Raw genomic sequence first — 21,666 nt, 5'->3', positions numbered from 1 at the left:
ATGGAGAAAAAATGTCCTACATGCTTTCGCTAAGCGAACAGACAAAACTGAACGCTTTCCTGTCAGGGATCCTAGATGATTACAAGACTGGGGTTATCACTCAGATACAAGCTGTTGGTAAAATCGGTAACGTGTTTTCTGCTCTGGAAAGTGGAGACTCAAAAAAGGTAGTGCATTTGTTGACTGAAGGACGAAAACTCCTGCCGACGGGCTGAATGTCCGCAGAAGTTCTACTGTGCCAGGGGATACAGAGAAGTGTATCAACCTGGCTTCATTTATCATGATGTTTTTCTGCTACGCGGCTGTTTTGACTTTCCAGTACCTCCCCCTGCCATTGCACCAGTCAATGTATCAATGGTGCCTTTTAGGGATTCTGAGATTGTTTTCTCCGCCTCCAGGGAAGCTTCCAGCTTCATTACTTTGGCCTGGAGCGTTTTGAGTTCATTGATTTGTTCAGCCACTTCCGCTTCATAGCCCTGGCTGACCAAAGTTACTTTATTCAGGTCGGCGCTCAGCGACTCGTTTAGTTTATGGAGTTCAGTAAGCTCGGCATTCACCGCCACCAGGTCACCCTCCTTCCCGGATAGTGCACTTTTCAGCTCAGAACAAAGGGTCTGTGCAGCAATAAATTCCTGTTCAAACCTGTCCCTCTCTGCCTTTGTATCTGACACTGTCTGACTTAACTGGTCGCATTGTCTTAAAAGACCAGCATTATCAGAACGCTGAGAGTTGATCTCTTCGTTCAGTTTTTTTTGATATTCAAGGTGACCAGCGATCTCTGTTTTACGTTCAGCCAGTTGCTGGGAGAGTGAGTCATTAGACTGCTGTGCGAGGCTTAATTCATGCCGTGTGCTATCTAACTGGTGATGGCAGGTTTCGAGTTCTGCTTCGGCAACATTCAGCCTTGTTTCTAACTCCTTGACGGTACTGTCCCGGATCTCTAATCGACCCTGTAGCGCCTGATTCTCAAGTTTCAGCTCATCCATATCGGTAGCGCTTTGCTCAAGCCGCTGTAACAGCTGCGTTACCTCCTCCTCCAGCTGCATGCTACGTGCTTCAGCTTTTTTAACACTATCATTCTGTATTGCGGTATAGCTTCTACGGTAGTGCCAGGTGATGTACGAGATAATATCGCCGAGTGCAACCTTTACCTCATCGGGTATATCCAGGTAACGGGCCTCTTCAGGAACCTCTTTAACATACTTCTGGTACTCCGCGAACATCTCCTGTGACCTTGCAAACGAGCCGCCAACAGCGTTTCTGAGCCAGTGAACTTTGAAGCTCAGATCGATATTTTCCGGGTTAATTTCTTTCTCTTTGCACAGACGTTCGATTGCATTGAAGTAATCGATCATCGCGATAGATGAGTGCCTTGAACGACCCATTTCCTTTGATTTTTCAGTGGATTCGCTGCGGATGTCATTCTGCACCTCTGGCGGGGTAGCATCGTTCAGGCTTTTTTCTTTATCATTTTCGATCATCATTTTTTTCCTGCGGCCGGAAGCTGGTTTGCAAAATAAATGCTGATAAGATCGTTCAGAGCATTCAGAAGCGAGATACTGTCGATGCAAATGTGAACGTTTCCATTCTCAAACAGGCGACACCGCCAGCCATTCTCATCACTGACCTCGCCTGTGAATTCTGTATTTCTCATGGCCGTCAGCCTGTCGACCATACTCAGCCCACCGCCGGTTGCAGGTGTTGGAGTATCAGAACAGATGCATACAATATTCTCAAAGTCGCGTAAACAAAAGTGATTGTCCTGCGAGAAACCGTTGTACCTCAGCACTTTCACACCAGGAAAAATCCCCCGAAGAACAAGCTTTTTTGGCATTGTATATTGCCTGGCATTGCTTTTGAAACTTCGGTCTAGCTTGTTGAGAACATCAACGAAACCTTCTGCAAGCGTGTCTCGTCTGTTAGCCAGTGCATGCTGTAATGTTCCCTTAACAATCTCCAGGGAAGCGACGGGCGGATCCGTACGTAGGGATTCGTTAAAGGCTTCTTTTTGCTTATGGTTCCAGTACCGGTCCATACCTGTTTCTTCAAAGAGCCTTTTCCACGTTTTACGGTCAATTTCCTTACGCCCCTCCTCGATGGTGCGATCCAGTGACGACGGAAGACCAAATGCGTTGGGCTGCATAATTCTGCTGGTGAAGAGAGAGAAACCGCACAGTTCCGACGCTTCCGAGATTAACCGCATCCCTTCTTCGAATTTCTGCATGGCCATATCCCGGGCGCTGATGAGCCGCCCTGTCCGGCTCGCCGGTACTGGCTCAGAACCCTGGTTATGAGTCATTTTACACTCCATTTTGGTATGTTAGAACAATTTGAATTGAGCAAAGGTAGTTACCCTCTAAAACCTATAGAATTTACGTAGAAACGCGTTTAGTAAAGTCTTTACTAATTACTAATGACTAACATATTAGCACTTTCAGATATGCCAGCAACAACCCCAGCCAGTGAAATAATGTGATGAGCCCATTAAATGGGTGTAATCATTCTATCTGGTTGATATTTAAAGTTTTTAATTGTCAGCTTTATGTATGCCTGTGGGATTTACTCCTAATTAAATCCCATAGTATGAAAATTAGGCATTTGTAGGCTTTTACGACGTGACGTTGTCACGTATATCAATGGAATTTAGTCACTAGTAAAGAGTTAACTAGTGACAATCTGTCTGATCGGTGTGCTTGAACGGTGCACTCCAGGCCGGATATAAAAATTGATGAGAGATATACAGAAAATGATGGACTGGCTTAATAAGCCAACCTTTCTTGCGAGGATTGATGCTGTTGAACACGCTATAAAGCGAAAATGCTCCTTTTTAACCTATAGGTAGGGCACTATGAGTAAGATACAATCAAATCGCCAGACAGATGGTTATTACATGATGATCAAAGCGGGCTAATACATGCGTTATCGCTGAGACGAGGCTTCAATGACAAATACACTTGACCCATCACTCGAGCAAATCGAAATGTGGCGCAGAGCTACCGGTTCCGAAGGTGGACTCAACGAATACCGCAACTGGATTCTGGAAAACAGAATGAGATTTACAGCATACGGTATTCATACCGTTATCGTCGAAGGTGAGGCGAAGCATATAACAGCGCTTGATGATGTTACCCTCTGTAACGAGTGGGCGAAGCTTAAAAGAGAAAACAATAGGCTTTACGCAGCAAATGAAAAAATTTGCTCTGGCTGGCGTGGTTTTGTGTTGCGTTTGTTAGGAATAACACTGCCATGCAGAAAACCGGTCATCTTACTGGGGGCAGATGGGAAGAATCAAAATGATGCCGTGAAAGGGGCTGATTTGTAATTTTCAGGCGAACCCACCGTTCTTAGAAAGCTGTTCTATGGGTATGTAAGGTAGATAATGATCTCTGAACGCTCAGTACACTTAATCACTTCCTGTACAAAGGGCAAGAATCATCAGGGCCACGTCTGGCCGACATTGGACATAGATCCAAAACAAACTCCGGACGACGCAGCATATGCCTGGAGTAACATTGTAGACGACGCCAGAAGTAATCAGGCGGTACCGGCGTTGTCCTTGTATTCAGGTAATCACTGGTCTACGGCAAAGGAAATTTTAAACTCAACCAGAAATCTGGAGTTGTGGATAATCTCTGCCGGGATGGGGTTTTTAAATAGTCGAGATCGGGTGCCCTCTTACGAGGCGACATTTCATCAAGTACCATTCAGGCATGATCTCTGGTGGAAAGCCCTTACAAAATCACTAGGAAAGCATAACCGTTGCGCAACTATAAGCCAGTTAATGCAGTCCAGTCCGAATGATGAATATTTGATTGCGGCTTCGCCTGTTTATATTGCTGCCGTCCAGAATGACATCCTGAAGGGCATCGAGAGTTTGACTCATCCTCTTACGCAACTAACGATCGTGACATCAGGGGCATATGCTGGCCCACTTGAAGAATACTTAATTAAGAGTTCTTCAAGAATGATGAAAGACCTGGAGTGCAATATGGTGTGCCTGAATATAAAACTGGCTCAATACATACTTAAAAGTGGTAGTCGTTAGAACTAGCCTGTTAATGATACAATTCTCCTGTATTTTTAGGTTTATAAAAGGTCTTAAATATGTTCAAAAACAGATTCTCTTTCTTGTGTCTTACTGTCGCATCGTCACTTGCGCTTACTGCCTGCGATGTAGTTGATGCAGCTTATGACGAGACTTTCAATGATAATGCACCCGAAATTGTAATAGCTGGAGGATTCAAAATTGATATCCAAGGTAATGCAGTTCCGGTTGAGGGATATGATAATTGCTCTTTGAATACTCTTCAGGGAAGCGTTGATACGGATAAATCAAATTGTATTGTTCTGGATAGAACGCGTAAAAAAGTACCGGTTCTAGTTCATTTGTCATCCGGTCCCGTCAAAGAAGAATGGAAGATCGAGTACCTGGTTGAAAAAAACAAATCCGGAAAAAATTTCATCCAAACTCGTATGATTAGACCTGACGGTAACTTTGTAGTGCCTGCATCCTCAGAACGAGGGATCTTTAGTGGCAAGCATTACAGTCAAGCCAGCTAAGTCAAGTCTGTACGTTCAAACAGAAAAAAGGTTTCTTAAAAATGACGTTATCTGCTGCGTTGCAAGGCACTTTTAAAGAGATGAGGAAAGACAATACAGTAGGCATCTCAGTTCAAACTTGTTCTGATATTTTTGACAGCAATGTTCCTCCGGCTTATGTTTTCTGGCTTTATCGTCTCAAAGCGGGAGAAACTTTGCCGCGCGGAAGGTTTTTCAGAAAAAGAAAGCCAATCATCAATGTCATGGCAGTTGTTCATGATACTGCATCCGAAAAATAAAGGCGCTAGCAGAAAAGTAACTTTTATGAACGTAATTGCAGCTGGGATTTTTTGCTTTATTTTTTACCCTTCAGCTTTCGCTTATGCTTGTTATAAAAAGAGATGGCTAGAGTGGATTTTTCTTACTTTAATTATGATTTTTGCTTCTGCCATTTCGATTCAACAATACAATGATGCGAATTTTGTAAGTGAGTTAAATTACCCTGTGTTTATCTCCTCCATATATGGACTGTCACTGGCATGGTTTCCTTTTCCGGTTGCTTATATTGTTCTGCGCTTCCTTCTTGATGATTTACAGCATGAGTACCCTAAACAGTGAGCAGATTTTAAGACTCATGAACAACATCGAATGCACGAATCAGTCTGCAAAAGGAAGATAAGGAGTATTCTTAGCAAGATATCTTTGTACCTGAAGACATAAAGCTGGCATCTTTTTCCTTATAGAGTGTATTATGATTAAGTAAATCCTTATCAAAGAATTAGAAAGTGAGGTCGTATGTCTGAAGCACTCAAATCGTTAAACAATATTCGTACTCTTCGCGCCCAGGGCCGCGAGCTGCCTTTAGAAGTACTTGAGGAAATCCTCGAAAAGCTTAATGTCATTGTTGATGAGCGTCGTCAGGAAGAATCATCCAAAGCTGCCGAACTGCAAGCTCGTCAGGAGAAACTTGACGCCCTGCGTAAGTTAATGGAAGAAGATGGTATCAACCCGGAAGAGCTGCTGGGCTCATTCCAGGCCAAATCTACGGCTCCCAAGAAAAGCCGTGAGCCACGCCCGGCCAAATACTCATTTACTGATGAAAATGGCGAAACAAAAACATGGACTGGAAAGGGCCGTACCCCCAAAGCTCTGGCAGAACAAATTGCAGCCGGTAAAAGTCTTGATGATTTCCTGATCTAACTTTTGCCACCAGTTTTGAGAGAGGCCACTTCGGTGGCCTTTTCTCATACGGAATCAATTTTCAGGTACAGAAAATATGAAAAATTCAGAACCTAAGAGCTGTGATCCCTATGTGGACAGTTTGATTAGAAATGCAGATGCAAAGGAAGCCCGGTCATTTCTCAAAATATTGAAGCCCTTACCATTCCTTATCGTTATCATCGCTGTATTCTTTTTTTGTGTCTCGTTTTCCCGTTTATTATCCCAGGTCGCGTAAAACCTTTTTAAAGACTCTTCTTTACCAGATACGCTCCCTCACCGGGATGGTTTCAACCTCTTCAGTTTCCCATATTGGCAAAACCGTCAGGAAATAAGACGGTACCCTCCACGCTTTCCATTAAAGCGGGATGACGACGCCCAGTTCTTACGACCAGACTCCACGTTTTCGATTAGGATGCCTTTGGGCCCTTCTAACGAGGCCACCTCAACAACTCGCACTTTCCGGATCAGTCTTGGATCCACTTCTTCCCAGATCTGGCCAACTGTAATTTCTTTTTGGGTTTGCATTTAATCTCTCGCTGTCATTTAGTGAACAAGACTAATCCTCGCCGTGGTTCAGCTTATGGCTTTATTTACGCTGACGATCCTTAGCCTTAAATTTTTGCCATCGTATCCGAAGGTTTTCGATGTTAACCGGAACTTGCATGCGTGTCGTCTCTATCTCATTCCCATGCCATTTCAGGAGATCATCATCCAACTCCCGAGCCTCCCGGCTGAAGTAAATTTTCATAGTGTCAGGGTTTATGGCGCAATGGTCATTGTCGAACAGTGTATGGATATCACGGCGAAGTAAAATTCCGTTCGTTACGTCGGGAATGCCTTCTTCATGACGGGGCGTTAAGTGCGCGGCCTCAGTACGCCAGGGGGACCTTACGCCGGTGACAACACATCGCCCGTAGCAATTCAACCTAACATCCCGGGCGAAAGGGCCTTGGTCAGGACTGGTGACAGAAGTACATTCCTGGCCCTCTTTGTAGATACGCTTCGGGAAGTCGATAGTGGTTTGAGCTGTTTGGGAAAGTGACACATACGTAACCCCTTTATATCTCCTAATCCCCCCATTAAAAGTGGTAGGAATCGAGCTAGTTATGGCCACCAGTTTCACATCGCCCATTTCGACGATCTTTAGGCTCTTATTAGCGGCTACATGTAACTGGATGAATTTACCTACGAACACATCATGGTTCTCATCTTGTCTTTCAACACACAAAACGACATGGTCGAAGGTTCTCTTGTCAGAGATTACCCAGTTGCCGGTTTTCACACGGCCTGCTTCACTCACCCCTGCGGTAAGATCGGGTATGAGCGTCCCCTGCATGCCGTCAGTTCGAATTGAAAGAATTTCTCCCGATAAACCCAGCTCTGCAAGCTCACTAATAAACGGTCTTTTCTTCCGGCTTACCGGTTTTGGCTTCGTCATTTTCATCTTTGCTGTAGCACCTCAGTACCCCATTGCTCGTTCCTGGCGGGACAGCCGTTCATCAGCTGCCTGAAGACGCTCATCACGCCGCCGTGCTGCCAGAACCCGTCGTTCTGAAAAAGACATAGCCGCTACGTTTGGTACGCTGAGCTTACCGTCACCGGCACAAACGTCACAGCGAACATCAAATGCTCCGGCAAAATACTTTTCACGCATTTCTGGCTCCCACTCAGCCATTTCTGATTGGGTGAATCCATTTTCAAAGGCCGGGTTTTCCATGGTCCCGTGGCCTTCGCACTGGTGACAGATTATGTACTTAAATTTGCGCATGTAACGCTCCTGTATATGATGGATGAACCACTCTCGTTCAGGGTTATGGCGAAATGTTATCGCCGCAGCGAGAGATTCACTCTTGCTATCAATATTCCTGAAGGTTGTCCGCCTGATTTCAGGGTAAGCATTCATTCACTGGCCGGTTCTACCTTATTATTCATGCAGATTAAAGTAGTTGTGCATGCTACTGCTGTCACCTTCCTTGACAAAGTAAGCAAAGTTTGAAAAATTTAACACCGACGAAAGGCCATACCTTCGTTAGTGTGCGAAAGCCGCTTGCGAGCGACGGAATAGGTGAAAGCTTTAGTCAGGGTTAATTACCCTGTCTGCGGTGATGGGATGGCTCAGGCGTATATCATCACTCCTTCCAAAGTCCGTACACACTCTTTTAGCCTTTGCAGAAATGCAGGGGCTGTTTCATATCAGACAAGCGCAATGAAATTTTCAAATGCTTTCCAGAAATTCAAAGGCCTTAAGCTTTATCTGTATCTTACGGTCCCCGCACGGAAAGTAACTTTCCTGAACAGGAACCGCATCGCCAGTCTTAACTTTCGAAACGGTTAAAGTTACACCAGGCTGTAAATGGTGAAACGGTTTTTGAAGCCCATGTAACACCGCTGTCAGAAAGATAACTAGCCCCAAGACGTCTAACCTCTTTTTGATGAAGAGCTAATTCTTTCGGATCGGCAATATCCTCCACCACACTCATCATGGCCCTCTGAACTCCGGGAGATGCCATTGAATAAGCTGTCGAGCTTACAACTGCATTTTTCAGGATTGCCACTCTTTCTTTTTCTGGTCGTCCATTGTCAGACGTATTCGCATAAGTTGTACCGGCAATCAACAACGGAAGGCTGGCATTGGCACAGAAATGCATAACGCGTTTTTGCTGGAGCTGTAATTCAGTGGCTGCAAATGCTTTACCACATCCGAGGATCCCGATAATCATCACTAACGCTGCTTTATTCATAAAATTGAAACCGTCCTTATTAAACTTTAAATGTTGCGGTTAACACTGTGTGGAGATGTATGGACTGGATAATACTCACACGCCTGCGCCTGCCAGTATACGGGCTCAGGTATTAAACCTAAGAGATCTGGTGCACCGGTTTTTACCTTTTCATTTCGGTTTTATCTTGAGCCTGGCTCTTGAGTTTAAATTTATAGGTATGGCGCATGCAGGTTTCACTGACGGGTTTTCTCCCATCCTGGTTGTAACCATCATTGTTCCTGAGCCAGGCCCTGGTATCCTGCCCAGCGTACGGCCAGCCGCTCTAAGTCCAGATCGTACACCAGCGGTGTGATTTTACGGCCTTCGAACAGCTCGCCCAGCTCAATGCCTGGCTTAAAATGAACGGTCAGGGTGGCCGGATCTATGCCCATGAGATCGGCATCAAACAGCGCATGCATTGTCGGTGTCATCAGGATGCCGTTAGACGGATTGTACCGGGTTCCATGTTCAATGTGTGCCGCATCCAGGACACCGCCATTAACCCAACCGGTTACCGCACAACGGCCCGCGAAATTCTCGATGAGCAGAGCTTTGAATTTACCCTGTGCCACGCCACTACGTTGCGTCACTATACGCTCGCAGTGCTCACCCATGATATCTACGTCAGGTTTACGCATCGGCTCGTTGGTGGCCGTCTCAGCTTGTTTAAGGCTGGAACGTGGATAGGCCAGGTTATATGCTGCGCCTGTGGTCATTTGCTCGATAACCGCAGGCGCATATCCTTCGGCTTCGAGCTTACGATATGCAGCCCGGTAGTCTCTTTGGGTTTTCAGCGGGTAAATGTTTCCGCCTTTACCATCGAAAGCGATAAACCAGAAATCGTCCGTGCCGGTTTTCAGATTTCTGCAACGTTTCAGATGCCATCCGCCTTCTCTCGCCCAGATGGTACGGTTATTTCTGGCATTCGTTTTGTCATAACCGTTCTCGTCAAGCCAGCTGTCAAAGCTGGTCAGCCCCAGATCCTGAACCTCCAGAGAAGGCACTCGAATGACCTGCAAGGTATGGCGGGGTCTTGGCTCTCTCATCTTGATCTCTTCCTAGCGCTGGTCTGGGAAATACGGATATTGCGGGCCATATTCATAGTCATGCGGGCCTGGCTCAACTTCCCAGAATGGACGGCCGCTAATTGTCTTTGGACCGCGCTCGTTTACGATGTCTTCTACATCCTGAATATTAAATGGCATCGTTGCCAGTAACAGCTGATCTTCGGGTGTCAGCGTCACAGTTGCACCGTCGATACGGCTGTAAAGGTCGGCAAACTGTTTACCTGCACCGTGCAACCGGTGCTCCGCTACACTTCTGATTGCGTGTAAGTCCAGCTCCGCCGCTTCCATGCGATCCACGTATAGTTTCATTTCTTTACGCAAAGCGCTCAGCTCACGGGTTTTAATAAATCCGTAGGCGTACCCACCCAGGGCGATAACTGCAATGATTGCTAAAATAGCCATTTATTTTCTCTTACGTTACTGCGGCCGCCGCTTTAGTCTTAATGTGAAGCCTGGGAATTCGCTGAATGAAGAATACGTTTTCACCCCCAGACCGACAGCTGTTAAGGCGCGATCCCAACACTCCATTTGTAAGTATCAGGCCCATCTTCTCCGCTGGTGGCATCAGCTACAATTTGAGCATAACGTTCTCCAGCCAGTTCTCTTACCATCTGATCCACCACCCAGGGCGAGATCGTGAACATTTTGTTAAAAATTAAAAATAGTTTTTTGCCTACAAAACAAATACTTATAGGCCTGTGATATGCAGTTAACTTTATAGTCAGGATCGCCTTCACACTTTTTAATCGTCACTGCACGTCATTTCAGCTCAAAAAATGCGCATGAAATCCAAAAAATGATAATTTCCATGATTTCCATAGTTAACAATTTGCTCACATCCTCACCCTGAAATTTGACCTGGTGATCCGGCTGTGATCTCATGCTCCTTTTCAGGAGTGCTCTCATGTCTATTGATGCCGTTTTCGCTCAGTTCTTCGACAATATTCACGACCCTCGCCAGCATGCCAAGATTTATTATCCCTTCTACGATGTCCTGTTTCTCACCGTCTGTGCCGTGATCGGCGGGGCTGAGGGCTGGGAAGATATTGAGGATTTCGGCGAGGTTCATCTTCCCTGGTTTCAATCCAAGGGACTGTTTAAAAACGGCATTCCTGTCCATGACACCATTGCCAGGATCATCTCCGGCATCAAACCAGAGCCGTTTCAGGCCGCCTTTGTGCGGTGGACTCAAGCCATTAACCAGCACACCGATGGCGCCCTGGTCGCTATCGATGGCAAAACCCTGCGCAGTTCCTATGACCGTGAGGATCGAACGTCGACCATTCACATGGTCAGTGCCTATGCCGCCGCCAATAAGCTGGTGCTCGGACAGATAAAAACCGACGCCAAGTCCAATGAAATTACCGCTATTCCCGAGTTGCTGGCGCTGCTCGACATCAAAGGCTGCCTGGTATCCATCGATGCGATGGGGTGCCAGACCGAGATCGCCGAGACCATCCTTCAGCAAGGTGGCGATTACTTATTGGCCGTCAAAGGCAACCAACCCAAGTTGTTCGAGGCGGTTCGACAGGCCCTCGCCCCGCTGGCGGCCACCCCGTTATGCGCAGAGACGATGACGCTTGAGAAGGCTCATGGCCGCATCGATGGTCGTGAGTACCATGTCATGGCGGCGGGCGAGTTGGCCGCCCAGTTTCCTCATTGGAAACAGTTGCACAGCATTGGCGTGGCCATCTCCTATCGCGTTGAAAATATGCAAAAAATTACCATAGAGCAGCGTTATTTCATCAGTTCCAAAGCGTTGGTGCAGGATGAGTTTGCGCGAGCGGTGCGTGGGCACTGGGCCATCGAAAATAGCCTGCACTGGGTGCTGGACGTCACGATGGGCGAGGATGATTGCCCGATTTATCGCGGTGATGCCGCAGAGATTTTGGCGTGCATCCGGCACATGGGGCTGAACATGCTCAGGGCCGAGACTTCACGCAAGGCGAGCGTAAGACGGAAGCAAAAAATCGCAGGAATGAGCAGTGAATATCTGGAAACGGTACTCAATGCGGGTCTCAAAAAACTGGGTGAAATTTAACAAAATGTTCACGCTCTCACCCTGATCCACCACCCATTGCAGATGATGCATTTCATCGGTTCCGCCGTAACGACAAGCCAACTCAATAGCCCGCTCTATTCTTTTTTGTTCTTCAGTCATACTGAATCCTCACGCTTACATCAGCTATTCTGAAAACATGCCCACTATAAATTGCGGCTGTTATTTCTCAGCCAGGCGCCTGCATTGCTGCCTCATTCCATCAAAAATACTTTCCGCAAGCTGCTGGGGGAACTGGTCCGGAAGAAGCCCGCTAACACGTTCAATGACACCTGGGGTTCTGGCGATGATTTCCTCTATCATCGCCTCTGTCTGCTGTTTACTCAGGCCGGTTATCTCACCATGTCTGATCCAGTGGCGTCGTTGTATTCGATATATCTGGTAATAGTTGCTACTGCCACGTACGGCCATCGCCAGTTTGCACTTCTGCCAGGATATCTGATTGTTCCCATGACCGATCACCGGCCATGCCGACAACACATCATAGAGTGGTGTTAGGTGATATCGTCCCTGTGGCCCAATAGAAATACTGAAATTTTTAGCGTGGCCATCTGTTGCGGCCATCATCCAGAAAATTATCTGCGCCATAAAAAACTGCGCTTTGTCATGCTCAGCGCGGTCTGAATTACTCAGAACTTCCATAATTTCCGATATACCTGGCCCGCCGTCCGCCTGATATTTTCGTAATGGCGAAACGCCCAGGGCCTGACACATATCTTCCTGGGGTAAACGAATGATCCATTGTCCGTCTCCTGACCATTTTCGGTCAAAACGTTCTACCACCAGCGCTTTCTGATCTTCAAAGTGAGCAATCTGCGTTCTTGCCACGGGGAGCCCGTACTGTTCGAGAAGTACCGAGCAGAGCCATTCATTTTCAACCGACGAGCTCATGTCGGCTTTCATGTTCCCCACAAGTCCGAGCGGTAGCTTGAATATATGCGTCGTTGGTGTATTACCCTCCGGCATACACCACCGATCTTCATGCCACAGTAGGGCTGTTTTCTCCTGAGCACCGGCAATCGATAAACGTAAGTCGTCGTTATCTTCTGGCCTGCCCGGTAGCAATGTCTCCGTGGTATTACGCAAAGTTGCCGCAATTTCTGATTCAGTAAGAGGGTGATACTTCACGGAATATAAATCTGTGGGTTCGTCTCCGTCATGAAGCAGCTGTATCGCGCCCACGCAGTCTTTTCCCAGCTCCGTCAGCAGATCAAAAGGCTCCAGGCTATCGGCCTTGTAACGCATTGCCAGACGTCTGCGTATGCCTTCGCTGTCCGGGAGTAAATTATCAAAATAGTCACGTACCACATTTCCACGCCAGACCTGGTTCCCGGGAGTAAAAGGAATGGACAATGACAGCGGCCTTCCCTGTTCGTCAGCACTCCATTCAGGAAGGTATTGTAAGCTGTCAACCCCTTTACTTTTTTCCCAGTATCCGACTTTGATTCCGTTCATCCAGATTGCCAGACGCTGCTGTTTACGGCTCATATCGTTACCATTTCTCCTGTCGTGCAGGTGAGTTTGATTTAAGCGTTTCTTCCGTCTGCTTACTATCTGAAGAGGTGGCCGTCGAGGAGAAGCTGATTTTTACACCTAGGACGGAAAACACCTTGAATAGCCGTTCAATGCTCGCACTGGCAGGGTTGGCTTCCAGACGTGAGTATGTCTGTTGTGTGACGCCTAACCTTTCGGACAGGTCTTTTTGCGTCAGGCCATTCGCCTTGCGAAAACCAATGAGCAAGGGACGCAGCTGGTTGAGCGTGTTTAACGGGTATTCATTATTGATCATAAGCTGGCCTCGGTAGTTTCCTCTGATACACCTTGCAGGCTGTTTTCTAAACATACACCCTAAAAGCTGTAATATCAAATTAACAGCCTAAAAGCTGTAATATCAAATTAACAGCCTAAAAGCTGTTAAATATAGAATACAACTTTTAGGCTGTTACTAAGTGGCAGCATAGATCTTTATGACGTTTGATATGAGAGAACTATCGATAATAAGCCGTTACGCTCGAACAGCATCCGGTAAGAGAGCTGACAGGTCAGGTTCATCGGTAAACGAGAAGCGGAGTATCTTATGGCCCCTGTTGTTAGCTGTATAAGTAACTATGACCTACTCTCTGCCTCGGGGAGGAGGCAGAGAGAGAATTAAAAGCAAATGCAGACATTTTTAGCAGCTGGTGGGCTATGGGGTTCCAGAGGTGCTTCGGTGAATGTTACTTGACTGGCAAGTTTCCTGCTCTGATGGTCAATGCCTCGATGCTGTCTATATTGTTCTGAAGCCGTTCCAGTTCCGCCTTTTCAATACCGGCCCAAAGCTTTAAGTGTCGCTGATAAAGGGACCACTTGAGTGAGTGAAAACCATTCCAGGCTAACCCCATCCAGGAGGCGTAATTCGCATTGAGAATATTGCCGGTAATATACATTTTACCTGCGTTAACAGCACTGGAAGTTCCATAACCCAGGGCAAGCATCATCCGGAAGCGCGGATTTAGCCGCAAAGGCATGGTATCCAGTAAGGTCTCCCCAAAAGCTCCTTTTCCCAGCGATACCTGTTTCGCCACATAGAAAACCCGCATCAAAACTTCCATTATGGTCATCGGAATACTTGTCACGATAAACTGACGAAAGTCATACCCGTTGACATACATGTACTCTATTTGTTTGCCGAAGTTAGAACTCCCCACAGGGATCCCCTCAAGCATACGAAGTAACCCCATAAAAGGAGCCGGTAAACCCATGCCACGGTTTCCTTTTGCTGAGGGGGCATTAACATCCGATGCCAGGTGTCCAAACATTCTGGCGATGAGCCTGAAAATATTGGTTTCGTCGGTAACGCCTTTACTGGAAGGATAAACCACGATCTGTCCATTCTGAACCACCGTACAGGTCCCGTTCAGCATATCCTTTATGCCGAAAATAATGCCCAGTATGGGGTCGTGTGATAAAGCTCTTAAGCGGTGATTTGTGGGAGACAAAACGCCACCGGCTGCACCCACTAAATCGCTGCTGATCGAACTGTCTGGTGCCCCTATAGGGAACAAATCTGAGAGTTTTGTACTCAGGTCCTCCGGCAAAATGGCATTGAAGGCTTTCTGCACCTGTTTATTGAAAATACCATCCACTTCTGTCGTAAAGCTCACCGTAGGTTTTGGCGGGGCTCTGACGCAAAGTAAATCCAGCATGGATGCTATGAGCCCGCATCCGCAGGCAATAGCATAATCCCAGGCGTCGAGTGCGTAGCGATCATTAAATTCTTTAATATGATTCTGGATCCGGGCATCTACGACAGCCAGGTCATCCGTGGAGAGTATTGTGGCCAGTCCAATATCACCGCATACACGCTGGTTAGCCTCGCTATATATGGTCTTGAGACCAGTAGAATGCATGGCAGTATCTGAGGGGGTCATTTCTCGCAGATGATGTTCTTTAAGCGCCAGATGCTCCGCTTCATCAAGTTCAGTGCCGCTGATTAGCCCGGTCAACTGTGCCTTAAGGCTCTCTATATCACTGTTAATTGTCTCGTGAGCGTTCGTGATATCCTGACCACGGAGCTGAATATAACGGATGGCCCTGAGCTCATCATCATAAGGAGACTGACTCATGTGTTTACCTCACCGCGACCAGGCTACCTTTTGGAGCTTTCTTAGTAAGCATGTCGATTGTTGCCTTGATCCCAGCAATTTCTGCCTTAAAAAACTCCGCATTCGACATTAACCTTTCCTGTACTTCATAGAGCTTTTGAATGGCCTGACTGAGGGCGGCTGTCAGTTTCGTATTTTTTTTGTGTTTCACTATCGCGTACCCGCCAATCCCTAACACAGCTACAGGTGCGGCCAATACCGCAATGCCTGCAACCATACCACCACCGACGATAGACCCTGCTGTAGCGAGCCCGGAGGTTATGCCTGCTGCTGACACTCCCGTTGTACCAAGCGTATAGAGAGCACCGAAGGAAGCCGCAGCGCCTACGCCTGACCCCGCCAATGCTGCTGCGCCCTCAGTAATACCCGGGAACTTATTTTCAAGCGCCTGAAGAGCACTTGTAACTTCATCCATTGCCTTCTTGCGAATTTTTTCGAGCTCTTCAGTTTCGGTAGCGTCCATTACAGGCCTCGTATTCATAACTTGCTGTGTGGTAGGTGAAAAAAAGCACCATAAAAGTGATGAAGAAATCATGACTTACTATTGGTGCACTTTCCAGTTCACGGTGGTCAGATTCAAAGCGTTTTGCTGATAGTAAATGCTGACACCGCATTGCCCGGCCCCGAAAATTATCCAGCCGGGCACCGTCGAAAACTGGTAGTGCTAAAAATCGGTCGATGACTGAACTGACAGGGTTGGAGGTGGACCTGGATGAATTTCACCAATGAGACTACCTATAACATAATACTCACCTTCATCAGATATGATATAGGGCCCCCCTGAGCATCCTTGCTTGTTGTAATGCGAAATTTCAAAACGAGATGTGCAATGCTGGTTAGAGTGTTTAGCGCAGTAGCAGGAAGTGACACTTTGAATTTTCCCAAGGACCGTTGAAAGTGCAGTCTGGCCCAATGGATATCCGACCCCAAATGTTTGCATGTTGCCGACGGGGGGACGGCGTTTAAAATAATGTGATACAGGCTGTTTCATTCCAGATGGCAAAATCATTTTCGTACTATCTACAAACGGCATATTGCCTTGAAAGTTGCTTTGGTCATTACAGTCCTTAAGAATGAATTCAACAGGTACTGGGATGGTGTTTACTGGTCCGAGATGATTGTGGAATATTACGTAAAGCTTTTGGTTGTTGCTGCTGGGGTATTTCTTGCCAAGAACATCCGTCACAACATGGGCTGCGGTGAGAAGGTGTGCACTCGTACCGTCATCGAAGCCAAATGCCGTTGCTTCGCGAAATGAACTAGGGTTTGAATTATCACTCACATAGATTTTGCAAACGTAGTTTTCAAGCATTTTAACTTCTCCTTCAGAAGGCAGGTAACCACCAGGTCATACGACCGAAGTTATGTCTGCTGAACAAGTCAGGGCAAATAAATGCGCTGGGTGATTTCCCGCCAATTCGATTAGTCTGACCCTCTATGGTACTGCCGCTCCCCCGGACGGGTATGCACAACAGCGTAGGTCAATGACGCCCTCTATTTAGAGAGCAACAGACAAAATTATCGGCAATGTACATGAAATCATTAATCCATTTATCGGTGTACCTGGCTCAACGTATGATCTTGAACCAACCGGCGAGGGCAACGGAGTGCAAACAGAGTAGTAACCGTAAATCAGGCAGTCAGACATTCGTCAGGTCCATCGACAACAAATTATCTTCCTTCCCTGTCTGTCACTAAAATCCTCAGCTATCTATTTACTCAGCAAAGTTCTATATATTCAATTAGTTAAATCTTTGAAGAGCTGTAAGTATACAACTTTAATGTCACGACACGAAAATAGCGATACAACTTTAATGTTAGCGATACAACTTTATTGTCTCATCGCTCCTCCTTGCAATCAGATGCATACGATCATAAGTGACACAACTTAAATATGACGCGACAACCATCTGAGCAACCTCCGTCATTTCATATAGTTATCTTATTTGCATGTCCTCATCCCATAAGGGGTGGGGCCTACCCCCGGCATCGAGCAAACCTGACCACCCTGCCCTCATTAAGACCCCACATGCGGCAATGGTGCCCTGTCCACGCCGCCCGCGATTTTTGAGGAAATGGGGAGGAAATAAAAAGAAAACAATAAGTTATCGGCTTAGGTACCGGCGCAGATCGGGAATCAGGCGAAGCCTGACAGCACGTTGAGGCCTGGCAGGGGGCTTGAGGGATGAGGACATGCAATTGTGATAACCTTCCCGCCACGGGGTCGGTTAAATTCGTATCCTGCCGGTGCAATTCCAACGGCCGCGTTACCAGTTCGCCGGGTAGCATGGCCAGCAAAGCCAGGCATCGAGCACCCGGGTTTCACTGACGGCCGCTGCATAGACGCCGGTATCCGGGAAGAAATAAACCGGGGTGGCGTTGTTCAGCTGGTCGCCTTCATCGGCCAGAGCGCCGATCACCTCATGAGGCTTAAGCAGCATATCCGTTAAATATTCATCCGGGTGGATGGCATTCAGCGATATGGCCATCTCCAGAAATTCATCCAGGGTATGGCGGGTACGATACCCCCGGAAAACCTCGTATGAAGGCGTGACGCATTCACCATCCAGGGAACAGGCATCGTAACCGGCCAGCTGCTCTTCGGTGAGTCCGGAGGCATGCTTTGCCACAAGATTCGTAAATTGCTCTTTATCGTCCATCACAATCCTTACGCTGTAGGGGCCTGTTTGTGTTATCACTGCTTCCGGTTTTTACTTCGCACAACCCGGCAGGTATCCGGTCGCCCGGGCGTCCTTTGCGGTCTTGTTCGCCCTTCGCCTGAATTACGTCAAATCCCTTTCACTACCCGGCCGCAGGGTGACACCTCCCCTTTTCTCCGGAAGCGAAAGAGGAAGAACAGTTTAACAGCCCGGATCCTCAATAATTTTCGCGTAACGGACTAAATAACCGGTTTATGCAGCTTCTGATAACCACAGACCGCGATAGAATAAAACGTCTGGTGAGGAACCGGAGTGTTATGTAAGCGGGGGGTTTAACTGGGTATCTGTGTAGTCCTATTTAGCCAGATATCCCGAATAAAAACCTCAACGATTAGGTAAACGAAATGGATGGATTCTGGTCGATGTTCTGTTTGTTTGTCGTGGTAGTTTCACTGCATAAAGCCCTTTCTGTAGCAGCAGCACGAGCAGACGCAGCAAAATTAAATATGCTTCTCAGAATGAGAAAGTTTAAAAAGTAGCTTTCAAGACATCTGAGAATTCTTTTAAATCCTCAGAGGAAGTTATATGTTTAGGCTATTTGCAAACTAAGGTTGGAATTCCATCATTCTAGCCTTAGATCTTTGATCAAGTGAAGTTGCTCACTTGGTTGGATTTTACCGTTTCCTGACGGCTTTTCAGAAGCGAGGGCTGGTTGGAATGCCTTCCAGCTAGAAGTCTTGCAGATGCTCTCCGGGCATTAACTCATTGTCGAATCTGCACCAGTATCACTAGGTTGTTGAGCGGGCGATTAGCTTTTTCACTGAGCCGCTGTACACTCGACTGCTTCAAGAAGCACTACTTACCATTTGCCTGCCGTAAGGTCTGTTCTTAGCTGGATTTTTTTGGGAGGATACGCAGTCATGACAACTCAATCCAGCTCAATACAATACGCTTACGCGCTAGACGGCGAGGGCACCCTCACGCACATTGGCGCTGCCCTGCGCTCACATACTTACACCTGCCCAGGTTGTAAGAGCCCCCTGACCCCGGTAATGGGCGAGTTCAACGCTAAGCACTTTCGCCATTCGGAAGAATGCTGTGCCCTTGAAACCTATCTTCACAAGTGCGGCAAAGAAGCATTCTTCTATCGCTACCAACAAGCTCTCAGCCGTGAAATGCCTATTAGCCTTGAGCTGGAGCGCCGGGTTGCCTGTAATGGTTCTCGTTTAGCCTTGGTTAGAGACGAAGCACGTCAGTGCGTAAAATCCGTGCCTGCACGCTACAACTTGACTCAATTTTTCGATCAGGCAGAGCTGGAAAAACACGATAAGGTCACAGGGCTGCGACCAGACGTGATGTTGTATGATACGACTGGCGAAAGGCGTTGCTACGTAGAGATTTGTGTCACACACCCCTGCTCTCAAGACAAGATCGAAGCCGGTATCCCGATTCTTGAGTTTAAGGTCCAATCTGCCTCTGATATTCAGATGTTGCTTACCGGGGCCTACTCGATCAAGGAGAAGATCCTGAGAGTATTCAACTGGCTTCCCCCGTTTCAATCTGTGGACACCTGTAGCGGCGTCTGCTCAGTAGGTAACGTGGATATGTCTGTCTGGAGTTTAAGTGGTTCCGGCCGACTCAACGAACAAACGATGCCGCTCGCTGAAGTGGATTTAACAATCAATTCTGACGTGAACACATGGCCTAGATCGTTAGGGGCCGCTGAGCTGGCTGATAACTTACGAGCTTTTATCCGTCACGCCGATCCTCATTCACTATTTCCCAACTGCATTATGTGCGAGCAAGCAGGCCGATGGGAGGATGGCTATCTGCAATGTCACAGTAAGGCAAAGATCGTTCCCTACACCGAGGCCCGTCAGTGCGCCAATTACAAGGTTAAGGCATGACCAAAAGACTGACTTGGGAGCAGAAAAGTATTGTCAGCCATGACACCGGACATGCGTTGGTAAAAGCCGTACCTGGTAGCGGGAAAACAACCACACTTGTAAAGCGCGTTGAGCGGCTGGTCAAGACGGGAACTGATCCTCGCTCCATTCTGATCCTGATGTACAACAAGTCGGCGCAGGTGAGCTTCACGGAGAACTTGAAGACGGCACTGATGTCGAGCGTGATTCCAGAAATCCGCACGTTCCACAGCTTGGCCTTAAAGATTGTTGGTTACGGAGAACGCCAACAGATAATCAAGAAGAAAGACCTCATTACTCCAAGCGACTACCGCTATGAGCAACTGGTAAAGCAAGCCTACCGCTATGGCTTTGACCATGAGGCGAATTATATTGACCCCAATGAAATTGAAAACTTCGAGCTGTTTATTGCTCGCTGCCGGGCGGCGGCCGTAACTCCTGTTGATGCTGCCAATGATCCAACGTTCAGCAACATCAAACGGGAGTTTATTCACGCCTATGGCCGCTATTGTGAGCTGCTGGAGGAAAACAGTCTGCGAACCTTTGATGACTGTTTGATTGAGGCTGTCGCACTGTTGCGTAATGACAGCAGCCTTGGTGCCCACTTCAAGCACATCATTGTTGATGAATATCAGGACGTTAACCTGATACAGCATGACATGACCCGCTTGCTATCTAAGTCGGATACGTCGGTTATGGCTGTTGGTGATGTTAACCAGTGTATTTATGAGTGGCGTGGTGCTCGACCAGACTTTATCGGCGGACTGTTTGAAAGGCACTACCCGAATACGAAGGTGTTTCAACTGTCATGCACGTTCAGATTTGGCCATGAGCTTTCCTTGATGGCTAACTCGGTAATTCGGCGCAACTCTACAAAGCTGACCAAGCTTTGTGTCAGTCATCCTAGCACCCCCAAAACAGAGGTCAGATTGCACTTTGATAACTGCCTATCCAAGGTGCTATCAAACCTCTCGGTGAGCAGTGGAACACAAGCCATATTGTCCCGCACTAAGGCGAACCTTGCTGAGGCGGAAATTGCTTTACGCCTGTGTGGGCTACCTTATCGCTACCTCAATGGTTCAAGCGCATTACACACCCGCACCGAAATCGGGATACTGGTAGTTGGCGTCTTGCTGTCTGTGTACGGCGATCTGCGGCTACTGGAAAACCATCCCAACAAACAAGCGATTGTTTACGGCTTTCTGAAGGAGGCTGGTTTTAGATGGCAGAAAGGGCAATTCAAAGCGGCGCTCAGTGGATTGATGGCTCCGCACGCCGACCTATGGTCTGCTCTAGGTCAGTTATTCGAGGGCGCACAATACCAAAAAGATCGGCTGGGCAGGCTCGCCACTATCTGCCAGAAAGACGGAGAGGAAACGCCTGCTATCGATGTGTTACGACGCCTGAGTATGGAGGGTTTCATTGATAGTGTTGGCTCTGAGGGTGTAACTCGCACTGGATCGAACGACCAGCAACGAGGGGTCGTGAGGATCGGGGAGCTACTTGACTCCAGTAAGATCGATTCCCGCACGTTTTTAAACCTTATCTTGAATCCAGGCGAGGCTGCTACTGACTGCGATCCCTTCATCCTTTCCACACTGCATGGTTCCAAGGGGCTGGAGTGGGATAACGTAATACTGATCGGGGTCGTCTCAGAAAACGGAATCTATGGTCACTCCCGTTTTTGCAACACCGATTTTGACGACAAGTTGGCTTGCTTGAATCTATCCGGCGTCTGAATGGGATTTTATTCCCGCGCCTTGATGAGTTCCGCGCCTGATGAACCTCC

At 47.4% G+C, this 21,666-nt stretch carries 24 protein-coding genes; 10 read left to right on the top strand and 14 right to left on the bottom strand.

Annotation, left to right across the window (positions count from 1 at the left end; translation table 11 throughout):
* Window positions 1–11 precede the first annotated feature (11 nt).
* Window positions 12–215, top strand: coding sequence for a hypothetical protein (locus JQN59_RS24880; protein ID WP_058687702.1), 204 nt, complete (start codon window positions 12–14; stop codon window positions 213–215).
* Window positions 216–278: 63 nt separating this feature from the next.
* Here the strand turns inward: JQN59_RS24880 and JQN59_RS24875 are convergent, their stop codons facing one another.
* Both JQN59_RS24875 and JQN59_RS24870 read right to left on the bottom strand, forming a co-directional pair.
* On the bottom strand, window positions 279–1,484 hold the full coding sequence (locus tag JQN59_RS24875) for a hypothetical protein (protein ID WP_058687703.1): 1,206 nt from the start codon (window positions 1,482–1,484) through the stop codon (window positions 279–281).
* Window positions 1,481–2,299: a DUF4942 domain-containing protein gene (locus tag JQN59_RS24870; protein WP_058687704.1), complete on the bottom strand. Its 819-nt coding sequence runs from the start codon at window positions 2,297–2,299 to the stop codon at window positions 1,481–1,483. Before JQN59_RS24870 ends, JQN59_RS24875 begins: the two co-directional genes overlap by 4 nt.
* Before the next feature lie 642 nt (window positions 2,300–2,941).
* Here JQN59_RS24870 and JQN59_RS24865 point away from each other — a divergent pair.
* The 6 genes from JQN59_RS24865 to JQN59_RS24840 all read left to right on the top strand — a co-directional run bounded on the left by JQN59_RS24865 (window position 2,942) and on the right by JQN59_RS24840 (window position 5,739).
* Window positions 2,942–3,322 (top strand): hypothetical protein, encoded by a 381-nt coding sequence (locus tag JQN59_RS24865; RefSeq protein WP_049827792.1) that lies wholly within the window; start codon window positions 2,942–2,944, stop codon window positions 3,320–3,322.
* A gap of 57 nt (window positions 3,323–3,379) precedes the next feature.
* Complete coding sequence (locus JQN59_RS24860) at window positions 3,380–4,045, top strand: hypothetical protein (RefSeq protein WP_020833815.1); 666 nt, start codon at window positions 3,380–3,382, stop codon at window positions 4,043–4,045.
* 59 nt (window positions 4,046–4,104) lie between these two features.
* Window positions 4,105–4,560 (top strand): hypothetical protein, encoded by a 456-nt coding sequence (locus tag JQN59_RS24855; RefSeq protein ID WP_020833816.1) that lies wholly within the window; start codon window positions 4,105–4,107, stop codon window positions 4,558–4,560.
* A 41-nt stretch (window positions 4,561–4,601) separates the two neighbouring features.
* Window positions 4,602–4,838, top strand: coding sequence for a hypothetical protein (locus JQN59_RS24850; RefSeq protein ID WP_024143026.1), 237 nt, complete (start codon window positions 4,602–4,604; stop codon window positions 4,836–4,838).
* Between the two features lie 25 nt (window positions 4,839–4,863).
* The gene (locus tag JQN59_RS24845) at window positions 4,864–5,157 is read left to right on the top strand and encodes a hypothetical protein (RefSeq protein ID WP_024143027.1); all 294 of its coding nucleotides are present in this window, start codon (window positions 4,864–4,866) and stop codon (window positions 5,155–5,157) included.
* 177 nt (window positions 5,158–5,334) lie between these two features.
* Window positions 5,335–5,739 carry an H-NS family histone-like protein gene (locus JQN59_RS24840; RefSeq protein WP_204528222.1) on the top strand — a complete coding sequence of 135 codons (405 nt, stop codon included), beginning with the start codon at window positions 5,335–5,337 and terminating at the stop codon, window positions 5,737–5,739.
* A 607-nt stretch (window positions 5,740–6,346) separates the two neighbouring features.
* Here JQN59_RS24840 and JQN59_RS24835 read toward each other — a convergent pair.
* The 6 genes from JQN59_RS24835 to JQN59_RS24810 form a co-directional block, all read right to left on the bottom strand.
* Window positions 6,347–7,204 (bottom strand): HNH endonuclease signature motif containing protein, encoded by an 858-nt coding sequence (locus JQN59_RS24835; RefSeq protein ID WP_020833820.1) that lies wholly within the window; start codon window positions 7,202–7,204, stop codon window positions 6,347–6,349.
* A gap of 15 nt (window positions 7,205–7,219) precedes the next feature.
* Window positions 7,220–7,528, bottom strand: coding sequence for a hypothetical protein (locus JQN59_RS24830; protein ID WP_001224686.1), 309 nt, complete (start codon window positions 7,526–7,528; stop codon window positions 7,220–7,222).
* A 547-nt stretch (window positions 7,529–8,075) separates the two neighbouring features.
* Window positions 8,076–8,501 (bottom strand): hypothetical protein, encoded by a 426-nt coding sequence (locus tag JQN59_RS24825; protein WP_020833821.1) that lies wholly within the window; start codon window positions 8,499–8,501, stop codon window positions 8,076–8,078.
* 251 nt (window positions 8,502–8,752) lie between these two features.
* Window positions 8,753–9,568, bottom strand: a complete 816-nt coding sequence (locus tag JQN59_RS24820) for an HNH endonuclease signature motif containing protein (protein ID WP_024143028.1) — start codon at window positions 9,566–9,568, stop codon at window positions 8,753–8,755.
* A 12-nt stretch (window positions 9,569–9,580) separates the two neighbouring features.
* The gene (locus tag JQN59_RS24815) at window positions 9,581–9,991 is read right to left on the bottom strand and encodes a hypothetical protein (protein ID WP_000985911.1); all 411 of its coding nucleotides are present in this window, start codon (window positions 9,989–9,991) and stop codon (window positions 9,581–9,583) included.
* Window positions 9,992–10,092: 101 nt separating this feature from the next.
* Window positions 10,093–10,326: a hypothetical protein gene (locus tag JQN59_RS24810; RefSeq protein ID WP_204528231.1), complete on the bottom strand. Its 234-nt coding sequence runs from the start codon at window positions 10,324–10,326 to the stop codon at window positions 10,093–10,095.
* A gap of 167 nt (window positions 10,327–10,493) precedes the next feature.
* On the opposite strand from JQN59_RS24810, the gene JQN59_RS24805 reads away from it, so the two are divergent.
* Window positions 10,494–11,630 carry an ISAs1-like element ISAs12 family transposase gene (locus JQN59_RS24805; protein WP_021141311.1) on the top strand — a complete coding sequence of 379 codons (1,137 nt, stop codon included), beginning with the start codon at window positions 10,494–10,496 and terminating at the stop codon, window positions 11,628–11,630.
* Between the two features lie 180 nt (window positions 11,631–11,810).
* Here JQN59_RS24805 and JQN59_RS24800 read toward each other — a convergent pair whose 3' ends face one another.
* The 6 genes from JQN59_RS24800 to JQN59_RS24775 form a co-directional block, all read right to left on the bottom strand.
* Window positions 11,811–13,136 carry a type II toxin-antitoxin system HipA family toxin gene (locus JQN59_RS24800; RefSeq protein ID WP_020833823.1) on the bottom strand — a complete coding sequence of 442 codons (1,326 nt, stop codon included), beginning with the start codon at window positions 13,134–13,136 and terminating at the stop codon, window positions 11,811–11,813.
* A gap of 4 nt (window positions 13,137–13,140) precedes the next feature.
* Window positions 13,141–13,434: a helix-turn-helix transcriptional regulator gene (locus JQN59_RS24795; RefSeq protein WP_024143029.1), complete on the bottom strand. Its 294-nt coding sequence runs from the start codon at window positions 13,432–13,434 to the stop codon at window positions 13,141–13,143.
* 430 nt (window positions 13,435–13,864) lie between these two features.
* Window positions 13,865–15,253, bottom strand: a complete 1,389-nt coding sequence (locus tag JQN59_RS24790) for a hypothetical protein (RefSeq protein ID WP_008786875.1) — start codon at window positions 15,251–15,253, stop codon at window positions 13,865–13,867.
* A gap of 4 nt (window positions 15,254–15,257) precedes the next feature.
* On the bottom strand, window positions 15,258–15,755 hold the full coding sequence (locus JQN59_RS24785) for a membrane protein (RefSeq protein WP_008786874.1): 498 nt from the start codon (window positions 15,753–15,755) through the stop codon (window positions 15,258–15,260).
* A gap of 201 nt (window positions 15,756–15,956) precedes the next feature.
* Complete coding sequence (locus tag JQN59_RS24780; RefSeq protein WP_204528228.1) at window positions 15,957–16,604, bottom strand: hypothetical protein; 648 nt, start codon at window positions 16,602–16,604, stop codon at window positions 15,957–15,959.
* Between the two features lie 955 nt (window positions 16,605–17,559).
* Window positions 17,560–17,952 (bottom strand): hypothetical protein, encoded by a 393-nt coding sequence (locus JQN59_RS24775; protein WP_000341066.1) that lies wholly within the window; start codon window positions 17,950–17,952, stop codon window positions 17,560–17,562.
* Window positions 17,953–18,872: 920 nt separating this feature from the next.
* Here JQN59_RS24775 and JQN59_RS24770 point away from each other — a divergent pair.
* Complete coding sequence (locus tag JQN59_RS24770; protein ID WP_000211823.1) at window positions 18,873–19,859, top strand: hypothetical protein; 987 nt, start codon at window positions 18,873–18,875, stop codon at window positions 19,857–19,859.
* Window positions 19,856–21,616, top strand: a complete 1,761-nt coding sequence (locus JQN59_RS24765) for an ATP-dependent helicase (RefSeq protein ID WP_031942310.1) — start codon at window positions 19,856–19,858, stop codon at window positions 21,614–21,616. The genes JQN59_RS24770 and JQN59_RS24765 overlap by 4 nt, the downstream gene beginning before the upstream one ends.
* Window positions 21,617–21,666: the final 50 nt, after the last annotated feature.

It is taken from the genome of Citrobacter sp. B72 (assembly GCF_016894305.1).
Classification (GTDB): domain Bacteria; phylum Pseudomonadota; class Gammaproteobacteria; order Enterobacterales; family Enterobacteriaceae; genus Citrobacter; species Citrobacter portucalensis.
The sequence above is the reverse complement of the archived record's forward strand: the minus strand, read 5'-3'. Positions and strand labels throughout refer to the sequence as shown.

Excerpts from the sequence above, each read along its gene's own strand:
- JQN59_RS24880 (WP_058687702.1), top strand. The coding sequence starts at position 12 with ATGTCCTACATGCTTTCGCTAAGCGAACAGACAAAACTGAACGCTTTC.
- JQN59_RS24875 (WP_058687703.1), bottom strand. The coding sequence starts at position 1,484 with ATGATGATCGAAAATGATAAAGAAAAAAGCCTGAACGATGCTACCCCG.
- JQN59_RS24870 (WP_058687704.1), bottom strand. The coding sequence starts at position 2,299 with ATGACTCATAACCAGGGTTCTGAGCCAGTACCGGCGAGCCGGACAGGG.
- JQN59_RS24865 (WP_049827792.1), top strand. The coding sequence starts at position 2,942 with ATGACAAATACACTTGACCCATCACTCGAGCAAATCGAAATGTGGCGC.
- JQN59_RS24860 (WP_020833815.1), top strand. The coding sequence starts at position 3,380 with ATGATCTCTGAACGCTCAGTACACTTAATCACTTCCTGTACAAAGGGC.
- JQN59_RS24855 (WP_020833816.1), top strand. The coding sequence starts at position 4,105 with ATGTTCAAAAACAGATTCTCTTTCTTGTGTCTTACTGTCGCATCGTCA.
- JQN59_RS24850 (WP_024143026.1), top strand. The coding sequence starts at position 4,602 with ATGACGTTATCTGCTGCGTTGCAAGGCACTTTTAAAGAGATGAGGAAA.
- JQN59_RS24845 (WP_024143027.1), top strand. The coding sequence starts at position 4,864 with ATGAACGTAATTGCAGCTGGGATTTTTTGCTTTATTTTTTACCCTTCA.
- JQN59_RS24840 (WP_204528222.1), top strand. The coding sequence starts at position 5,335 with ATGTCTGAAGCACTCAAATCGTTAAACAATATTCGTACTCTTCGCGCC.
- JQN59_RS24835 (WP_020833820.1), bottom strand. The coding sequence starts at position 7,204 with ATGAAAATGACGAAGCCAAAACCGGTAAGCCGGAAGAAAAGACCGTTT.
- JQN59_RS24830 (WP_001224686.1), bottom strand. The coding sequence starts at position 7,528 with ATGCGCAAATTTAAGTACATAATCTGTCACCAGTGCGAAGGCCACGGG.
- JQN59_RS24825 (WP_020833821.1), bottom strand. The coding sequence starts at position 8,501 with ATGAATAAAGCAGCGTTAGTGATGATTATCGGGATCCTCGGATGTGGT.
- JQN59_RS24820 (WP_024143028.1), bottom strand. The coding sequence starts at position 9,568 with ATGAGAGAGCCAAGACCCCGCCATACCTTGCAGGTCATTCGAGTGCCT.
- JQN59_RS24815 (WP_000985911.1), bottom strand. The coding sequence starts at position 9,991 with ATGGCTATTTTAGCAATCATTGCAGTTATCGCCCTGGGTGGGTACGCC.
- JQN59_RS24805 (WP_021141311.1), top strand. The coding sequence starts at position 10,494 with ATGTCTATTGATGCCGTTTTCGCTCAGTTCTTCGACAATATTCACGAC.
- JQN59_RS24800 (WP_020833823.1), bottom strand. The coding sequence starts at position 13,136 with ATGAGCCGTAAACAGCAGCGTCTGGCAATCTGGATGAACGGAATCAAA.
- JQN59_RS24790 (WP_008786875.1), bottom strand. The coding sequence starts at position 15,253 with ATGAGTCAGTCTCCTTATGATGATGAGCTCAGGGCCATCCGTTATATT.
- JQN59_RS24785 (WP_008786874.1), bottom strand. The coding sequence starts at position 15,755 with ATGGACGCTACCGAAACTGAAGAGCTCGAAAAAATTCGCAAGAAGGCA.
- JQN59_RS24780 (WP_204528228.1), bottom strand. The coding sequence starts at position 16,604 with ATGCTTGAAAACTACGTTTGCAAAATCTATGTGAGTGATAATTCAAAC.
- JQN59_RS24775 (WP_000341066.1), bottom strand. The coding sequence starts at position 17,952 with ATGGACGATAAAGAGCAATTTACGAATCTTGTGGCAAAGCATGCCTCC.
- JQN59_RS24770 (WP_000211823.1), top strand. The coding sequence starts at position 18,873 with ATGACAACTCAATCCAGCTCAATACAATACGCTTACGCGCTAGACGGC.
- JQN59_RS24765 (WP_031942310.1), top strand. The coding sequence starts at position 19,856 with ATGACCAAAAGACTGACTTGGGAGCAGAAAAGTATTGTCAGCCATGAC.